The sequence below is a fragment of the Bathymodiolus thermophilus thioautotrophic gill symbiont genome, from assembly GCF_003711265.1.
Taxonomy (GTDB): Bacteria; Pseudomonadota; Gammaproteobacteria; order PS1; family Pseudothioglobaceae; genus Thiodubiliella.
Map to the genome: position 1 here is coordinate 1,788,065 of NZ_CP024634.1, position 17,877 is coordinate 1,805,941.

At 38.8% G+C, this 17,877-nt stretch carries 11 protein-coding genes and 2 tRNA genes; 8 read left to right on the forward strand and 5 right to left on the reverse strand.

The genetic code is table 11. The features are described 5' to 3' along the window. Positions 1-105: 105 nt before the first annotated feature. Positions 106-315, forward strand: a complete 210-nt coding sequence (locus MS2017_RS06270) for a hypothetical protein (protein WP_241156911.1) — start codon at positions 106-108, stop codon at positions 313-315. A 296-nt stretch (positions 316-611) separates the two neighbouring features. Here MS2017_RS06270 and MS2017_RS06275 read toward each other — a convergent pair whose 3' ends face one another. The 4 genes from MS2017_RS06275 to pyrF form a co-directional block, all read right to left on the reverse strand. Continuing rightward, a complete protein-coding gene (locus MS2017_RS06275; RefSeq protein WP_122951630.1) occupies positions 612-4,346 on the reverse strand; it encodes a cadherin repeat domain-containing protein in 3,735 nt (1,244 codons plus the stop codon). Between the two features lie 556 nt (positions 4,347-4,902). Then, entirely contained in the window at positions 4,903-10,164 is a 5,262-nt protein-coding gene (locus MS2017_RS06280) for a beta strand repeat-containing protein (protein WP_122951631.1), read from the reverse strand. Between the two features lie 330 nt (positions 10,165-10,494). After that, a tRNA-Val gene (locus MS2017_RS06285) sits at positions 10,495-10,571 on the reverse strand. A 33-nt stretch (positions 10,572-10,604) separates the two neighbouring features. Further along, positions 10,605-11,300 carry an orotidine-5'-phosphate decarboxylase gene (gene pyrF / locus MS2017_RS06290; RefSeq protein ID WP_122951632.1) on the reverse strand — a complete coding sequence of 232 codons (696 nt, stop codon included), beginning with the start codon at positions 11,298-11,300 and terminating at the stop codon, positions 10,605-10,607. Between the two features lie 79 nt (positions 11,301-11,379). Between pyrF and MS2017_RS06295 the strand changes: the two genes are divergently transcribed. The 7 genes from MS2017_RS06295 (at position 11,380) to MS2017_RS11910 (ending at position 15,997) form a co-directional block, all read left to right on the forward strand. Further along, positions 11,380-11,456: transfer RNA gene (locus MS2017_RS06295), tRNA-Arg, on the forward strand. Between the two features lie 15 nt (positions 11,457-11,471). Further along, positions 11,472-11,864, forward strand: a complete 393-nt coding sequence (locus tag MS2017_RS06300; protein ID WP_122951633.1) for a GFA family protein — start codon at positions 11,472-11,474, stop codon at positions 11,862-11,864. Continuing rightward, entirely contained in the window at positions 11,865-12,962 is a 1,098-nt protein-coding gene (gene aroC, locus MS2017_RS06305; protein WP_122951634.1) for a chorismate synthase, read from the forward strand. 23 nt (positions 12,963-12,985) lie between these two features. After that, positions 12,986-14,509, forward strand: coding sequence for a SulP family inorganic anion transporter (locus MS2017_RS06310; protein ID WP_122951635.1), 1,524 nt, complete (start codon positions 12,986-12,988; stop codon positions 14,507-14,509). A 229-nt stretch (positions 14,510-14,738) separates the two neighbouring features. Next, complete coding sequence (locus MS2017_RS06315) at positions 14,739-15,224, forward strand: Hsp20/alpha crystallin family protein (RefSeq protein WP_158009527.1); 486 nt, start codon at positions 14,739-14,741, stop codon at positions 15,222-15,224. Between the two features lie 166 nt (positions 15,225-15,390). Continuing rightward, entirely contained in the window at positions 15,391-15,528 is a 138-nt protein-coding gene (locus MS2017_RS11315) for a hypothetical protein (RefSeq protein ID WP_164707638.1), read from the forward strand. A gap of 223 nt (positions 15,529-15,751) precedes the next feature. Further along, positions 15,752-15,997 carry a transposase gene (locus MS2017_RS11910; RefSeq protein ID WP_122951636.1) on the forward strand — a complete coding sequence of 82 codons (246 nt, stop codon included), beginning with the start codon at positions 15,752-15,754 and terminating at the stop codon, positions 15,995-15,997. Between the two features lie 147 nt (positions 15,998-16,144). On the opposite strand, the gene MS2017_RS06325 is transcribed toward MS2017_RS11910, so the two are convergent. Then, the gene (locus MS2017_RS06325) at positions 16,145-17,839 is read right to left on the reverse strand and encodes an Lnb N-terminal periplasmic domain-containing protein (RefSeq protein WP_122951637.1); all 1,695 of its coding nucleotides are present in this window, start codon (positions 17,837-17,839) and stop codon (positions 16,145-16,147) included. Positions 17,840-17,877 lie beyond the last annotated feature (38 nt).

A 17,877-nucleotide genomic window follows, 5' to 3' on the forward strand; every position in this document is an offset into this window, starting at 1 on the left:
ACTGCTAATATTTTCTTTAATAAAGTTAATATTGTTGCTTGGCAGTGTATGCAGGGTAGTAAATGATCTTTAAAAAAACAAAACATGAAGATAAAAATGCCTACCATGACTGAATGTATCATGAATGGAAACACAATAAGTATAAACAAAGCGCTAACATTAAGAGATCAGGCGGACAATAGAGGTGTAAATAGAGAGGATTATTTATGCACTAAATGCCGTCAACTGGTTCGTGCTCACAAAAGTGGTGGTTCTGTAGGTGCACATTTTGAACATCATAAACGAAATCCAGATTGCCCATTCTTTAAGTCGTAAACAAAATACAAAAAAAATAGGACAAATCTTTGATGCTGACTGGCTTTACACGCCAAGTTACTCTGTATGAAAACGCATACTTGAGTTTAGAAGCAAAGATATAACAATAAAAAGCAACTGCCAATATTGTTGCTTGGCGGTGTTATGCATTCCCAAGCAGAACTTGGGGGCAGAACGGGATTTAACTACTTTTGCAAGGTTTGTTTTTAATATCGTCATACAGGGATAAACTAAAGCACAAATAATAAGGGCCGCTAAAATAGCGACCCTTATTGTTTTTTTATAGGCTAAAAAAATTAACGAATAAATCGGCGTCTCCTTCTAATTAAATAATAAGTGCCTAATGTCATCAATAGGATAAAGCCCATATCAAATCTAGCAGGGGCATTAGGATTATAAACACAACCACCGCCACTACTGCTACTGCTATCATCGTTATTACCGCCATTGTCATCAATGACAATAGGCGTTGCTATTGAAACGGTACTTTCAACCACGCCGTTGGCCTGATCGCTATCGGTATCGTTTGCACCGCCGTCTTTGATGGTTAATTTAAGACAAGTTGCATTTGTGATCAATCCAGTTTGCCAAGTAGCGCTATCATCGGTACAAGCATTGCCTGTGCTTATTTTAGATTGCACATTGTTGCCATTAACCACAAAATTACTCCAACCACTTGTTAATGAATATTTACGCAACTCTGCATCCTTAGGGATTGCGGTAGTGAGTTCGATAGTTACTTGAGTGGAGTCGCCAACGGCGCTTAAGCCTTCAACTACATAGTCATAGATATCGCCAGTGGTCAATGTATCGTTGGCGTTATTAGTCAAATTATTGGCTACTAGATATTGCCTTATTTGATCAGGGGTTAATTGCCCGGAATCTTCACCCATGGTACCTAGCAATATTTTAGTGTCTGCTGAACTGGTGATGGTTTTACCCTCACCTGCTCGGATTTTATTACTTTCAGCATTGGTGTCTTTGTTGTCGGGAATGCCATCACTGTCATTGTCATTGTTCTCGCTGTTGATATTTCCAGCAATCAGTTTAAGTTTTAAAACTCTTTCTGATAAATGGTTGTTGGTCTCAGCCTTTAATTTAATTGTCAGAATACCGGTGTCTATGCTACTGGGGTCAAAAGAGAAAATTGTATCGTTACTTGTGTCAGCGATATCAGAACTACTCCAATTATAAGTTTCTGCTGTTACTAAGGCATTAATGGCAACTGTTCCACCGGCTTTACTAATTATCCGACCGTTATTTTCACCTTGGGTTACGATGAATTGATTAATCACTGGAACAATGTCAGACTCAATGGTGGTTTTGGTAATGGTAAAGTCTTTTGTAGGGGGAAAGGCGTTGTCGCTGACGGTAATAGTAATGGTGGCTGGGAATGTGATTGCAGTAGCATCAACTTTGATTTTTAGCTGATTGCCCATAATTTCAAAATTGGTGGCATCATCCACATAGTAGGTCAAACTGTTATCGTCTGTATCTGTATCAGTTGCAGACAAGGTGCCTACGATTGCACCAGCAGTTGCATTGGATGCGATGTTTTTCCTGGTTAGGTCAATATTAGTGGGAGCGACATCATTAATGTCATTAATGGTGATGGTGATTTTGGCGGTTTTATATTCTGCGCTACTATTGCTAATTTTGACTGTAAGGAGGTAGGATTTTTTAGTTTCATAGTCTAGACCTATCTTTGCTACTTGGATTTGCCCTGTGTTGTTGATTGTGAAGAAGCCATCACTATTACCAGCGTCAATGGTAAAGGTTGTTACTTCTCCTGTGGTTACCAGGGGAGTGCCGACTGCGACATTGACAGATGAGTTTTCTTTAACAGCTCGGCTTTGGTCAGCAATAGTTAAATCGCCTTTTATGACATTTTCCACAGTAATGGTAATAGCCTTCAAGGTGGTAGAAACTGTGTCGTTGACTTTTAACACAAGATCGTAGATGTTGTTACTGTCATTGTCACTTGGTGCCTCGTAGTCGGGAGCAGTTTTAAAGGTAACGATGTTGCCATTTAGATTAAAAAGTCCTGCGTCTGTGCCTGAGATTTCATAAGTCAAGGTTTGATCGTTAGGCTCATTGGTGGCAGTGATAGTGAGGGCGGTAAGGGCGCTACCTTCATCACGCACCACATTGGTATTGGTAATGTTAGCGGGGTTTAAGTTAGCGGCAGCAACATTAAGGGTGAACGCTGTAACGGCAGAAGTATTTATGCCATCGTTAGCCGTTATGTTAATGCTGTAATTAGATTTAGTGGAATAAGTAACATCTTGTGCCATTTTTAATTGATTGCCGTTAATGCTGAAACTAGATGCATCATCGCCACTGAGAGTGTAAGTCAATGTACCAACGGTATCTACATCGGTGGCAGAAAGCAAAGCAATTATAGTGCCGCTTTTTGTGCCGTTATTGATAATAGTAGCGCTTAGGACTATGTTGTTAGGGGCAGTGTCATTGACATCGGTAATGGCAATGGTGAATGCCTTGTCAAAAAATAAGTTACCGTCTGTGGCTCGCACTTTAATACTGTATGAGGTTTTGCTTTCATAATCTGCTACTGCGTTTAAAGACAGTGTTGCGCCAGTAATGCTGAAACTGGCATTATCACCAAAACCTGAAATTAATGAATAAGTCTCTGTGCCTAGTGCGTCATCAGTATTGGTTAGTGTACCGACGGTGGTAGTGTTTTCTATCACGGTAACACTGGAAAGTGCGATATCGGTAGGGGCTTCGTTGACATCGGAGAGGCTAAAGGTGATGGTTTGTTCGGTGTTTCTAGTGCCAGCGCTGGCTTTAACCTTGACGGTATAAGAATTAGTGTTATTTTCAAAACTAAGGTTAGTGGCGTTAAAACTTAGGATTTGGTTATGGGAGCCACTAAGACTGAATAAGCCACTGCTATCGTCTTCAATACTGAAAGTGGCAGCAATGTCATTAGCAGTTAAAGTGTAATTAGTGCTTACACCTTCGTCAGCAGTAAAAATGTTACTGGATGTAATAGAAAGATAAGATATCACAGGTAATCTGAGATACTCAAATTGCTCATGAATTCCATCCTTTACAACTATAATCACTTTGTATATTTTAGGATTTTCTGGATCGCCACTAGAAATAGCGTCTTCCGTGATGCTGAATTTACCGTCTTTGGTCATTGCAAAGCTCGCAAAATCATCATTACGACCGTTTCCCTCTATGCCGGTTATTATGTAGTATTCTAGTATTTCGCTATCTGGATCGTAGGCACTGGCTGTGGCAATTTGTGTATTGGCAAGCGTGCCAGCCATGATAGTGTAAGTGTTAAGCACAAGGTTTGTTGGAGGGGTGTCGTTATCATTAATAATGTCAATGATAAATTCTTTTGAAAAAGTATGTCCAGCGCCATCTGTTACTTTAACCACAATTTTTATGTTTTTACTCTCAGAAGTTTCATAATCAATAAGGCTAACAGCTCTCAACTCTGTCCCATAAATTAAAAATACACCTGCGTCTTCTGTTAAAGAATAATGAAAAGTATCATTCGCATCAGCATCAATTGCACCGAAGTTTCCCACTAAGAAATGGTCAATGTCATGTACAGATTTTTCGGGATCAATGGAAACAATCCAATAATCAGATTCTTTGACCTTATTATCCGAAATGGTGATGTCGGTAGGCGTTTCGTCATTGACATCAATAATGGTAATGGTAATGGTCTGCTCGGCATTTCTGGCGATGGTAGTGCCAGTACTGGCTTTAACTTTGACAACATAAGACTTAATACCCTTATCAAAGTCAGTTTCAACACCTCTGAAATTTAGGGTTGCATTGTTATTGCCACTGAGACTGAACAAGTGATTACTTTCAATAATACTGAAAGTAGCATTGGCATTATTGGCGGTTAGAGTGTGGTATATATTTGTAGCTTCGTTTACAACCAAGGTGCTGGCAGAGGTAATGACAAGGGCTGGAGTTGAGAAAGCTTGAGCACTAAGCATTAGTAAACAAGTACTAACGATAAATCGATTAAAAACAGTCACAAGGAACTCCTGGCTAAGAAAATAAAATATTTTTCGATCTTAAACTCTGCTTGAAAACGAGTGTAAAAACCACAGATAAAACGGCTAAGCGTTTGCTGAATAAAAGTAAGGGTTATTTGATTTAGTTCAGTCATAATATATTATGATGACTTTTACATAAATATGAACGATGAGAAAAATTCAACTTTTGCCCACTTGGTGATTTTTTAAAACTTGTTCCAGTAGAGAATAAACGGTTAAAAATTGTTCCTTACGGCTGGAATTTACTCGCCTAAAGAACTGCTGGATGTCGCTAGAAGAATTGTCAAATGGGTAAAAATGGGTTCTTGATGATTATTCATATTTATGATAGAAATCTTATTACAATACTCACTTCTACAAAAATTAACATTATCCATAAAAAATAAGGTTCATGGGGACTAAATGGCAAAGATAATACTAAAGCCTAAAAAGATTAGAGGTAAGCCCTTTTTTATTACCTTTTTTCCTTGTTTTTTGGGCTGCTTAATCCATTTAGCACTGACAATAAACTATATGAGACCTTTCGGTTAAAAGCTTAACGAATAAGTCGGCGTTTTCTTCTGAGCAAATAATAAGCGCCTAATACCATTAACAGAATAAAGCCCATATCAAATCTAGCGGGTGCATTGGGGTTGTAAACACAACCACCGCCACCACTGCCGCTATCTCCACTGCCACCAATGTCACTGGGAGTCGGAATTACTATTGAAACGGTACTTTCAACTACGCCATTAACTTGGCCTTTGTTATTAACTTGGTTGCCATCGGTGTCGTTTTCGCCACCGTCTTTAATGGTGAGTTTAAGGCAAGTTGCACCTGTGAATAATCCAATTTCCCATGGACTATTATCGGTGCAAGTTTCACTTGTTTTGGATTTGATTGTATTGTCATCATTAGTCACAAAACCAGACCAACCATTTACCAGCGAATATTTGTATAACTCTGCCGCCGCAGGGATTGCAGTGCTGAGTTCGATAATCACTTCAGCGAAAGTAGTAGCGCCCAAACCTTCAACTACATAGTCATAAATATCACCAATAGTTGATGCGTTGTTGGCGTTATTAGTCAAATTGTTGGCTGCCAGGTAACCCTTTACTTGGTCAAGGGTTAATTGTCCAGAATATTCGCCCATGACGCCTAGCAATATTTTAGCGTCTGTTATTGTACTAATAATGGCTTTACCCTCGCCTGCTTGGATTTTATTATTGGCGTTACTGGTGTCTTTGTCATCGGGAATACCGTCACCATCGCTGTCGTTACTGGTGATGCTTTCTGCAATCAATTTAAGTTTCAGGATTCTTTCTGAGTAGTTACTGCTGGCCTCTACTTTTAATTTGATTGCATGGGTGCCACTATTTATATTTGTGGGGTCAAAAACAAAAGTTGTGCTGTCGCTACTATTTTTATTAGTAAGGCTACTAGAGTCCCAAGTGTAAGATAATGCACTCACGACGGCTTGCACAGTAACATCACCGCCATTTTTACTAATGAGGCGACCATTGTTACCATCTTGAGTTACGATGAATTGTTTGATTATCGGTGTACTGTTGTCGACTACGGCAATGGTAAAGGCTTGTGGGGTGGAAGTGTTAGTACCGTCACTGGCGGTAATGTTGAGGTTGAGTGTGGCTACTGTGCTGGGTGTGGTTTTGACTTTTAGTTGGTTGCCAGTAATTTCAAAATTAGTATTGTTGACGACGCTATAGGTTAAATCTTTAGTGTCTATATCAGTGTCTATATCAGTTGCGGACAAGGTGCCTATGATTGTGCCAATGGGTGCATTGAGTGTGATGTTATTGTGAGTTAGGATGATGTTGGTGGGGGCGATGTCGTCAACATCGGTGATTTCGATGTTGATTTGGGCGGTTTTATCTTCGGCGTCGGCGTCTTCAATTTTGACTGTGAGAGTGTAACTTTGTTTGGTTTCGTAGTCTAAGCCTGTTTTTGCGACTTGGATTTGCCCTATATTGTCAATTTTAAAGAAGTTTTTGTCGTTGCCAGCAGTAATGCTGAAGGTTGTTATTGTACCTGTAGTAATGAGGGGGGCGCCGATGTTGGTGTCAGTGATTGCGCTTTCTTCAACACTTCGGGTTTGATCAGCGATGGCAAGGGTGTTTTCTAGTAGGTTGTTAATGGTGATAGTGATTTGGGCGGTTTCATCTTTAGCATCATCGCCTTCAATTTTTACTGTGAGGGTGTAGCTTTGTTTGGTTTCGTAATCCAAGTCTGTTCTTGCAACTTGGATTCTCCCTGTATTGTTGATTTTAAAGAAGCCGTCGTCATTACCAGTGCTAATGGTGAAAGCTGTTACTGTGCCTGTGGTGACTAAGGTGCCGATGTTGTCATCTATGGATGCATTTTCGTCGACAGATAGGGCTTGGTCGTTAATGGCAATGGTGTTTTCAAATATATTGTTAAGGGTAACGATGATGGTTTGAATAGCGTTATCTTCGCCTGTTTTGCTGGCAGTAATTTCCACTTCATAAGTGTTGTCATCGGCTCTGGCTTCAAAGTCGGTAGCGACAAAGGTGAGTGTTGCGCCATTTAGAGTGAATTTGGCTTTATCTGCACCGCCTATGATGTTAAAAGTTGCGCCTATTCTATTGGCGGTAAGGTTAATGATTTTGTCGGTTTCTTCGGTGGCAGTGGCAGTGGCTGATGAGGTAATGGCAAAGTCTTGATTTACGCTAAGGGTAAAGTTCATAGCAACAGAAGTGTTCACACCATCAGAAGCAGTAATGCTAATGCTGTAATTGGATTTGGTGGCAAAAACAACATTCTGTGCCATTTTTAATTGACTGCCATTAATGCTGAAACTGTTTGCGTCAGTACCGCCGAGGGTGTAAACCATAGTCTCGCCTGTGGTATCTGTGTCAGTGGCTGTGATGATGGCAATGGTAGTGCCAGTTGTTGTGCTGTCGGCGATAGTGGTGGCGCTGAGTTGAATGTTACTGGGGGCAATGTCGTTAGCATCGGTAATGGCGAAGTCAAAGGTTTTGCTAAGTGAATGATTATTACCATCGGTTACTTTAACTGTGATATTGAGGGTTTTGGTGCTTTCGTAGTCTACTGTTTTGGCGAGTTTTAGTTTGTTGCCATCGATGGCAAAATAAGCTGCACTGTTGTTTTCTAGGGTGTAGGTAAAGGTATCCCCTGTATCGGCATCGGTGGTAGAGAGAGTGCCTAATTCGGCACCAGTAGCAGTGTTTTCAGTGATATTACTAGAGCCAGCGAAGTCAATATTGCTGGGGGTTTCATCGTTGAGGTCGGTTACAGTAACTATTAGTGTTTGAGTGGTGTCATTTTCGCCTATTTTGCTAGCGGTGATTTCAACTTCATAAGTGTTGTCGGCTCTGGCTTCAAAGTCGGTGGCGGCAAAGGTGAGTGTTGTGCCATTTAGGGTAAATTTGGCTTTATCTGCACCGTCTGTAATGGCAAAACTTGTGCCTATTCTATTGGCAACAAGGTTAATGGTTTTATCGGTATTTTCAATGGCAGTAGCAGTGGCTGATGAGGTGATAGCAAAATCTTGTTTTACGCTAAGGGTAAAGTTCGCAGCAACAGAAGTGTTCACACCATCAGAAGCAGTAATGCTAATGCTGTAATTGGATTTGGTGGCAAAAACAACATTCTGTGCCATTTTTAATTGACTGCCATTAATGCTGAAACTGTTTGCGTCAGTACCGCCGAGGGTGTAAACGATAGTCTCGCCTGTGGTATCTGTGTCGGTGGCTGTAATGGTGGCAATGGTGGTGCCAGTTGTTGTGTTGTCGGCGATAATGGTGGTGCTGAGTTGAATGTTACTGGGGGCAATGTCGTTAGCATCGGTAATGGCGAAGTCAAAGGTTTTGCTAAATGAATGATTATTGCCATCGGTTACTTTAACTGTGATATTGAGGGTTTTGGTGCTTTCGTAGTCTACTGTTTTGGCGAGTTTTAGTTTATTGCCATCGATGGCAAAATAAGCCGCACTGTTGTTTTCTAGGGTGTAGGTAAAGGTATCCCCTGTATCAGCATCGGTGGTAGAGAGAGTGCCTAATTCGGCACCAGTGGCAGTGTCTTCAGTGATATTACTAGAGCCAACGAAGTCAATATTGCTGGGGGTTTCATCGTTGAGGTCGGTTACAGTAACTATTAGTGTTTGAGCGGCATTGGTTTCACCTGTTTTACTGGCAGTGATTTCAACTTCATAGGTGTTGTCATCAGCTCTGGCTTCAAAGTCGGTGGCTGTAAAGGTGAGTTGTGTGCCGTTAAGGGTGAATTTGGTTTGATCTGTGCCGCCTGTGATGGCGAAAGTTGTGTTACTTTTATTGCTAGTAAGCGTAATAACTTTGTCGGTGTTTTCAATTACGGTGGCAATGGCTGGCGAGGTAATAGCAAGTCCTTTAATAACATTCAAAGTAAAATTTCTTGTTACTCTGCCAATTCCATCCTCAACAGAAATAGAAAGTTTATATTGTGCTTGAGTGGCAAAATTAACGGTTTCTTTAATGCTTAATTTACCGTCTGTGCTTAGGGTGAATTTGTTGTTATCAGCGTCAGCGCCATCATTGTCATTAAGATCATAAAGGGTAAAGATATGCGTGCCAACTGTATCTACATCTACGGCAGAAAAATAAGCAACTTGCATACCAGCAGAGGTGTTATTGGCAATATCAGTGGTATTGATGAGGATATTTGAGGGGGAATTGTCATCCATATCTTTAATTTCAAGTTTAAAGCTTTGGATAAATTCATGATTACCATCGTTGACTTTAATACTAAAAGAGAGTGATTTGTCAATATTAGTTTCATAGTCAACATCTACCCCATTAAGTTCTAATTTTGTACCATCCTCTGAAATTTTAAAAGTGTTTTTTTCATTATCAATCAATGTGTAAGTAAAGGTGTTGTTAGTATCAACATCAGCGGTAGTTAATGTGGCAACTGTGCCGGAGGAGGCTTTGTCATATACTTTTCTTTTGTTATCTTCAATAATACCTGTGTATAGATAGATATCGCCTGTTAGAGAAATTTCGGTAGGGGCGTTGTCGTTTACATCAACTAGGTTGACGGTAATGATTTGTTCTGCGTTTTCTGCGTTTCCATTTCCTGTGGTGGCTTTGATTTTGACAGCGTAGGATTTTGTAACTTCATAATCGGTGGTGGTGCCGTTGAAGGTTAGGGTTGCGTTGTTGGTACCGCTGAGGCTGAAAAAGCCGCTGGTGTTTTCGATAATGCTGAAAGTAGCAGCGGTATCGCTAGCGATGAGGGTGTGAGTGGTATTTCCCACCCCTTCATTGATAGAAAGTGTGTTGGTGGAGGTAATAGCGAGTACTCCACAGTCTTCCCAGCAGAGGTTAAGGGTTCTTTGGGGCATGTCATCGCTTAGTGCACCATTGATGCTTGCACCAGCAACTGCACCACCATCATATGTTTGGAGGGTGAATCTCTTGCCACCGTGTTCTCTCATTTTTTTAAGAGTCCAATAATCAATTATCAAATCCCAAACTTTATGCGTAGCAGTGGTATACTCAAAATTTTCGAATTTCATAGTTGAAATAACAGCAGCGTCAACACCAGTTTGATCAAGAACACTCGTGATAAGTATATTATTATTTTCGTCAAAGTATACTGTATCGGAAATGTCTAAATAAGAGAGTGCATAACCATCAAATGTAACTCGTATGGTGTCCTGCGTGTCACTAATAATGTAGTTTGTATCCTTAGTGGCCTGGGTGAAGTCAATGGCTAGCGCTTGTATTGATAAGACTAATAGGCAAAATGGGGTGACAATAAAGCGATTAAATGTGTTCATAATAAATCCTAAGTTGATATTAATGGTTATATTTCTGTGTATTTCCAAATAATGGCGAATGAAGGTAATATACAGGTGCCAACTGTATCATTGAGGACGGTGATGTTGCTAGATTTTTCTGTTTATTGATATTTTTTCGTAATTTCAATAAGAGGTGAATTATCCCATAAAAACGCATGTTTGTGTTTTTTTTGCATATCTGACTTTAAATACAAAAAATATTTGGCTGGTTACAATAGATTTTTTTTACTGTCAATACTTGTGAGAATGGGGGTTAAATTGCCACTTACTTAGAAAAAAACCCCGTAAAAACGAGGCTTTTTTATAATTTGGTAGTCGCGAGTGAATTCGAATCACCGACCCCTACCATGTCAAGGTAGTGCTCTAACCAACTGAGCTACGCGACTATTGGAGAATGGGGAATTATACCGAAAAGCTTGTTAGAAACAAGTTTTAATAATATTTTGAATTTCACTGGCAGCTTGATAAGGATTGTTGGCATTTTTAATGGGGCGGCCGACAACAATATAATCCGATCCAGATTTAAATGCTGTTGCCACATCAACGACGCGTTTTTGGTCATCATCATTGGCTACGGGACGAATGCCGGGGGTTACGGCAATCAGTTTGTTGTCAACATATTCACGCAAAAATGGGACTTCCAAACCTGAGGACACGACGCCATCACATCCTGCCTCAAAGGCGCGTTTAGCACGAGAAATAACCAAATCTTGCACATCGCATTTAAAGCCTAAATCATCCAAATCTCCTCTGTCTAGGCTAGTGAGTGCAGTTACTGCTAGGATTTTAAGGTCGCCTTTGTTTTCGGCGGCTTTTTCCATTAGCGCTTGATTGCCGTGGATGGTGGCAAAAGTGGCGCCATATTGGCTTAGTCGTTTAATCGTTCTGCCGACTGTTTCTGGCACATCAAAAAACTTTAAATCAACAAATACTTTTTTGTCTTTGGCGATTAGCCAGTCCATTAGTTGAAAATATTGCCCTGTCATTAACATTTCCATGCCGATTTTATAAAAGGTAACACTATCGTCAAGTTGGTTAACCAAATCTTTGGCTTGCCCTACTTCTGGCACATCTAAGGCAAAAATTAACCGGTCTTCAATCTTAATATTTTTCATGATATTTTTCTTATCTAATAAAATGCTTAAATTATACTGTGAGACTTTTGTGTAAATATTGTAAAATACGGATAATTTTGTCCTTGTGGCTCAGCTGGATAGAGCAGCCGCCTCCTAAGCGGCAGGTCAGTGGTTCGAATCCACTCAAGGACGCCAATTAAAGGAGTTAGAATGCACCAAGGTGAATGTTTATGTGGGAAGGTTAAATTCCAAATTACGCAAAAAATTACAGATATCATTATGTGTCATTGTAGCGAATGTCGCCGTGTACAGGGCACGGCATTTGCCACGAATGGCAATGTGGAGAGTAAGAATTTTAAGTTTTTAAGTGGGGAAAATAATTTGACTGAATTTAGAGAGAATGACAATAAGAGTCGCTTTTTTTGTCAATCTTGCGGTTCGCCGATTATGGCACAACTTAAAAACAATCCAGATTACACAAGGATTAGATTAGGTTTGATTACCAATGAGATTGAAGAAGCAATTGAGAAGCATATTTTTGTTGATTCAAAAGCGAATTGGGATGTGATTTGTGATGACATTCCCCAACACAAGGAGTGGTAAATGAGTGGTAATAGTATCGGTAAATTATTCACAATGACCACTGCTGGCGAATCGCATGGGGAGGCATTGGTTGGTATTGTGGATGGTTGCCCTCCAGGAATGGCGCTAAATGAGGCGGATTTACAAGGCGATTTAGACCTAAGAAAACCCGGCACTTCTCGCCACACAACGCAACGCCGTGAAGCGGATTTGGTTAAAATTTTATCAGGCACTTTTGAGGGTAAAACCACAGGTACGCCGATTGCGCTCATTATCCAAAATACCGATCATCGCTCTAAAGACTATAGCAATATCGCCCATTCGTTTCGCCCAGGGCATGCGGATTACACTTATCAACAAAAATATGGTATTCGTGATTATCGTGGCGGTGGTCGCTCTAGTGCTAGAGAGACGGCGATGCGGGTTGCGTGTGGTGGCATTGCTAAGAAATATTTAAAACAAGCGTTCGGTATTGAAATTAAAGGCTATCTTGCGCAATTGGGTGCCATTAAAATCGAGACACTAGACTGGAAAGAGGTGCATAACAATCCTTTCTTTTGCCCTGATGCGAGCAAAGTATCGGAACTTGAAGACTACATGGATGCTTTGAGAAAATCAGGTGATTCTATTGGCGCACGCATCAATGTTGTTGCGACAAATATGCCTGTGGGATTGGGTGAGCCTATTTTTGATAGATTAGAGGCGGATGTAGCGCATTCAATGATGAGTATTAATGCGGTTAAAGGTGTGGAGATTGGTGCTGGGTTTGGTGTTGTTACTCAAAAAGGTACAGAACATCGTGATACCATTACTGCCCAAGGTTTTGAATCTAATAATGCAGGTGGTACACTGGGTGGTATTAGTTCTGGGCAGGATTTATTGGTATCCATTGCACTCAAGCCAACCTCAAGTTTACGGCTGCCAATTGACAGTATTGACAAAGATGGGGTGTCAATGGAAGTTATTACCAAAGGACGGCACGATCCCTGCGTGGGTATTCGTGCAACGCCAATTGCTGAGGCAATGTTGGCAATTACACTGATGGATCATGTGATGCGTCATCGTGCGCAAAATGCAGAGGTTGAGTCATCTACGCCTGTTGTACCTGCAAGCAAATAATCAAAAAAAAATAAGGAATAAAAATGCTTTTTTCACTTATCCACAAGCACCTCTCTGTTAATCCAAAAAATGATATTTTATCGGGCTTAACGGTCGCCTTGGCCTTAGTACCTGAGGCGGTTGCCTTTGCCCTGCTAGCTGGCGTCAGTCCTTTGGTCGGCTTATATGCTGCCTTTACCATTGGACTGGTAACTTCAATTGTAGGGGGTCGCCCCGGTATGATTTCCGGTGCGACAGGTGCAATTGCTGTGGTGATTGGCACGCTGGTGGCAATGCATGGTGTGGAGTATTTGTTTGCTGCGGTGATACTCACGGGTATTTTTCAAATCGCTTTTGGTTTGTTTAAACTGGGCAAATTTATTCGCCTTGTGCCACATCCTGTGTTTTTGGGCTTTGTTAATGGCATTGCCATGGTTATTTTTATCGGGCAAATCAAACAATTTAAAATTGATGGCGCGTGGATTACTGGTGAGCCACTGCTGACTATGCTAGGTATTATTGCTGCCACAATGGCAATTATTCAATTTTTACCAAGATTCACTAAGGCTGTTCCTGAAATTCTAGTTGCGGTTATTGCTGGCAGTTTGGCAGTCATTTGGCTAGGGCTTGATACTCGCACAGTGGGGGATATTGCCTCAATTAAAGGAGGGTTTCCTGCTTTTCATATTCCCGATGTAGCGTTTAATTGGCAAACGCTACAAATCATTTTTCCTTACGCATTAACCATGGCATTGGTTGGTTTGATTGAAAGCCTATTAACACTAAATTTAGTGGATGATTTGACACAAACCTCGGGGCAACCTAATCGGGAAAGCATTGGTCAAGGTGTTGCTAATGCTGTTACTGGCTTGTTTGGTGGTATGGGTGGTTGTGCAATGGTGGGGCAAAGTATCATTAATGTTAAATCGGGTGGTCGTGGTCGTTTATCGGGCATTATTGCTTCTGTTGCTTTGCTGTTGTTCATTCTTTATTTATCTGAATATATCGAAATGATTCCCGTTGCTGTGCTGATTGGCGTTATGTTTATGGTGGTGATTGGCACTTTTGAGTGGTGTACGCTACGCTTATTTGGGAAAATTCCTGCGTTGGATATTGTTACAGGTATTTCGGTGGCTGTCATTACGGTATTAACTGATAATTTGGCGTTGGCTGTTATTGTTGGTGTGATTTTGTCCGCCTTATCTTTTGCTTGGGAATCTGCCAGTAAAATTTATATTGAACAAAGTCAAAATGACAAAGGAGACAATGTCTATAAAGTCAGTGGCACTTTATTTTTTGCCTCAAAAGAACATTTTCAGGAGTTGTTCACCCCTCAAGCAGACACCGATGATGTCTATATTGATTTTGGCAACGCCAGAGCGCTTGACCACTCAGCCATTCAAGCCATTGATAAATTGGCCATGCGTTATAAACGAGTGGGCAAAACGCTACACTTGCAACATCTAAGTGCCGAATGTCGATTGTTGTTAAAAACCGCTAAAAATTTGGTGGAAGTTAATGTGTTGGAAGATCCTACTTATCATGTAGCGGATGACAAACTTGCTTAAAAAAAAGACTTGAATTTTTTTCAAACATTCATATAATATTTTCTGTATAGGTTTAATTATTTAATAAAGACCTTTGCATAAATATGAATGATTAGCAAAATTCATTTTTTGCCCATCTTAAACTTTGTCCTAGCAGAGTTAAGACTGGGTTTAAAAAATCATCAAGTGGGTAAAACGAAGATTCTTAATGATTATTTATGTAAAGGCCTTAACAACAGGAGATAAAATCATGAAAAAAACACTAGCAATAATAACACTATTGGCCTCAACAACCTTGAGTGCACACGACCCTTATCACTCTAATTTCTTTAACCACTCAATGTTAAACAAGAATTTTTGGTCTGATTTTCACCAGCAATTCCAACAATTTGACCATCAAATAAATAAACTACAGCACTCTGGTGGCAACATACAATCCAAGCAATATTTTGACAAAAACAACAACAATTATGTCGTCGAAATTAAAGCCTTAGGATTTAACAAAAGCGATGTAAATATTTCAAATACCCAAAACACGCTTACCATTAAAGGCTACAAAAAAACCTCAAACAAGAAAAATACCCACTCCGAAAGTAGTTTTTCCCATGTGTTAACCCTCCCCATGGATGGCGATACCAACAATATTGTTGCCGACCTGAAAAATGGCATACTAAAAGTATCCATCCCAAAACTCAAGCAGCCTAAGCCCCAATCAAGAAAAATCCACATTCAATAAAAAAGGATGTAATGCCATTTTCGAAAACAAACCAAACAATCTGGCGTTCACCCTCATCCCAAGTATTAGCAGTAAAAATACCCATGCTATCAATAAGTAGCACAGGTATTTTTACTGCTTAACACTTGGGTGATTGCACCATGCAATTCGAGACCTTTGCATAAGTATGAATAATCATCAAGAATCCATTTTCACCTACTTGGTAATTTTTTTAAACCCAGCCTTAGTCCTGCCAGGACAAGATTTAAGAAAATTACCAATTGGGAAAAAATTGAATTTTGCTAATCATCCATATTTTATATAAAGACCTCAATTCATTTTATTTTTGAAAAGTGCAACACTTCCATTTAAAAATCAGCCCTTTGTAATGGTCTAACTTTACCTGGACACATTTCAAAAACAATAGATGTGGCTATTGCTCACACTAATGCTAACTGCATCAAGCCCATTCAGGAGGCCGTGTGTGATAGAGGGTATGCGGGCGCAAAAGAAGTGTTAGGAGTAGAGATTATCTTACCTAAAAACCCCTGAAGCGAGACAATCGTTACCAGCGAGATAAAAAGCGTAAGTTGTGTAAAAGACGAGTGGTAATAGAGCCTATCATTGGACATCTTAAAGCAGATTTTAGATTGTCTAGGAATTTACTCAAAGGGAAAATTGGCGATGAGATTAATGTTTTAATGGCTGCTATGGCGTGGAATTTGAAAAAGTGGCTGGTTGCCACTGCTATTTTTTTTGTGAAAAGGGCGAAGATTTTGTGCATTATTGTCTGAAAATTGGTTTGGTTGATTAAGGGTGGTGGCGTTTGGATTTTTTTGGATTTTGACTTAGAGTTTTTAAGGGCTGACTAGGTAAATTAGACCATTACAGGTTTTGCTGGAGTATCGCATTTTCAGTTAGTATGTTGACGCTGTGCAGGTCTAAAAATAAAAACCAACTCCTAAACTTGAATTAATATTATTTTTTTCAAAAAAAATACTAATATTATTGTTTATTTGTTTTTGAATCTTGTATTTATAAAAGTGAGCGCCATTTTTAATATCAATTCCATATTTAAATAAACTTTTTCCAAAATAATTATTAATCAGATTAATGCTTATTTGCGGTGAAATTTCACTTTGAGAATGATTCAGTAACAACGAGTTAAATATGTATATTTCGTTATTATCATTTGTATAGACATTACCACCTATTCCAGCAATAGCTGTTGGTTTTATTCTATTATCAATACGACTCAGCCCAACTTGAGACTCCCAAGAGAATTTATATTCTGGAAAATTTGTAATATTTTTATTTAATTTTTTTACTTTTAATAAATCAAAACTATGAAAAAAAATATTATTATTATTTCTTACAAATTGTATTCTAGGGGTTATTAGTTCTGAATTTAATAAATTATGTTTACCCAGAAAACTGTTATTGAAAATGCTAAATTCACCGTATAGATTATTATCACTATCAAACGATAATTCTAATTTACTTAGTTTTGGGTATTTATGTGGAGCAGGGTTATTGCTTGTAGTGTTATTATATTTTTGAACTGGTTTTTTAAGTCGCGCCAATATAATTTTATATTTTTTGTTTAAAAATTCTATACTATTAGTATCTATGGCTTTATATTTATAGTACTCCAATAATGCATCTAGCGTTCTTGTGTTTGCTGTTTTTATTAAAAAATCGGAATTTTTTTTGATTATTTTTTTTGCCAATAACGCCTCTTGTGGTGTTAATTTTTTAAACCTATTAAACATATTTTTTTCAAAAGATGGTTTGTAATCTATGCGCTTTATTCTGTTATTTTGTGCGTATAATTGACTTGCAATCTCATTTGGGATGTACCAAGGTCTGTATTGTGGTAAATTCATATCCATAACTATATCTAAAATACTGGCTATTTGGTAGGCACAATTTTCTTTAAGGAAATAATAATCAAATTTCTTATTTTGGATACTCCAGATGTGCAGTTTAATTAAAGTTTTTTCATTATTATTTAAATTTAACTTATATTCCCAAATATCTCTTAATTCGTGTTTGGAATAAACCAAGTCTTTTTTATAAAAATAACCACTAGAAAAAACAGCACTATATCCGCCAAATAAGCCTTTTAATATATAACTTATTGTATTTTCATTTTTTGGAATTCTTGCTCCAAAGTTTAAAGTCAAGTCAAATAAACTGTCTTTACCACTATTTAATTTTAGCAAATTATGCCCAAAAACTGAAGCTGGATTAGAAAAATAACCACCAACTAGCAAAATACTAATTGATTTTGTCGGGTTGTCTAAACTCCATTTAGTTAGTTTTTTACAAAATTTTGGATAGACTTCATAATTTTTTAACTTAATTTGTTTACTTAGCCAAAAATATCTATCAGGAAATATGCATCTAGGATGTTTGTCAGCAAGAGATGTTGGTTTAAAATAGCCTTGTTTTAGCGCATTTATTTCAGATAGAATATCCGTATTGCCATTTTTATGCATAAAAAAATCTTTACTAACCACTAGACTTTTGTTATTCTGATAATGTAAAAGTTTGGAAAAGTTCTCAAAATCATCCCAATTTTGAGCAAAAGATTGGGACACCCAAAACAATAGGATAAATAAAAAATACCTCATATTTTTTATAGCAAAAAAAGGCGTAATAAATACGCCTT

What these genes read in the sequence shown, in the direction of transcription:
- MS2017_RS06270 (WP_241156911.1), top strand. Translation starts at nt 106, where the DNA reads ATGACTGAATGTATCATGAATGGAAACACAATAAGTATAAACAAAGCG.
- MS2017_RS06300 (WP_122951633.1), top strand. Translation starts at nt 11,472, where the DNA reads ATGCACCAAGGTGAATGTTTATGTGGGAAGGTTAAATTCCAAATTACG.
- MS2017_RS06315 (WP_158009527.1), top strand. Translation starts at nt 14,739, where the DNA reads ATGAAAAAAACACTAGCAATAATAACACTATTGGCCTCAACAACCTTG.
- pyrF (WP_122951632.1), bottom strand. Translation starts at nt 11,300, where the DNA reads ATGAAAAATATTAAGATTGAAGACCGGTTAATTTTTGCCTTAGATGTG.
- MS2017_RS06310 (WP_122951635.1), top strand. Translation starts at nt 12,986, where the DNA reads ATGCTTTTTTCACTTATCCACAAGCACCTCTCTGTTAATCCAAAAAAT.
- aroC (WP_122951634.1), top strand. Translation starts at nt 11,865, where the DNA reads ATGAGTGGTAATAGTATCGGTAAATTATTCACAATGACCACTGCTGGC.
- MS2017_RS06325 (WP_122951637.1), bottom strand. Translation starts at nt 17,839, where the DNA reads ATGAGGTATTTTTTATTTATCCTATTGTTTTGGGTGTCCCAATCTTTT.
- MS2017_RS11315 (WP_164707638.1), top strand. Translation starts at nt 15,391, where the DNA reads ATGAATAATCATCAAGAATCCATTTTCACCTACTTGGTAATTTTTTTA.
- MS2017_RS06280 (WP_122951631.1), bottom strand. Translation starts at nt 10,164, where the DNA reads ATGAACACATTTAATCGCTTTATTGTCACCCCATTTTGCCTATTAGTC.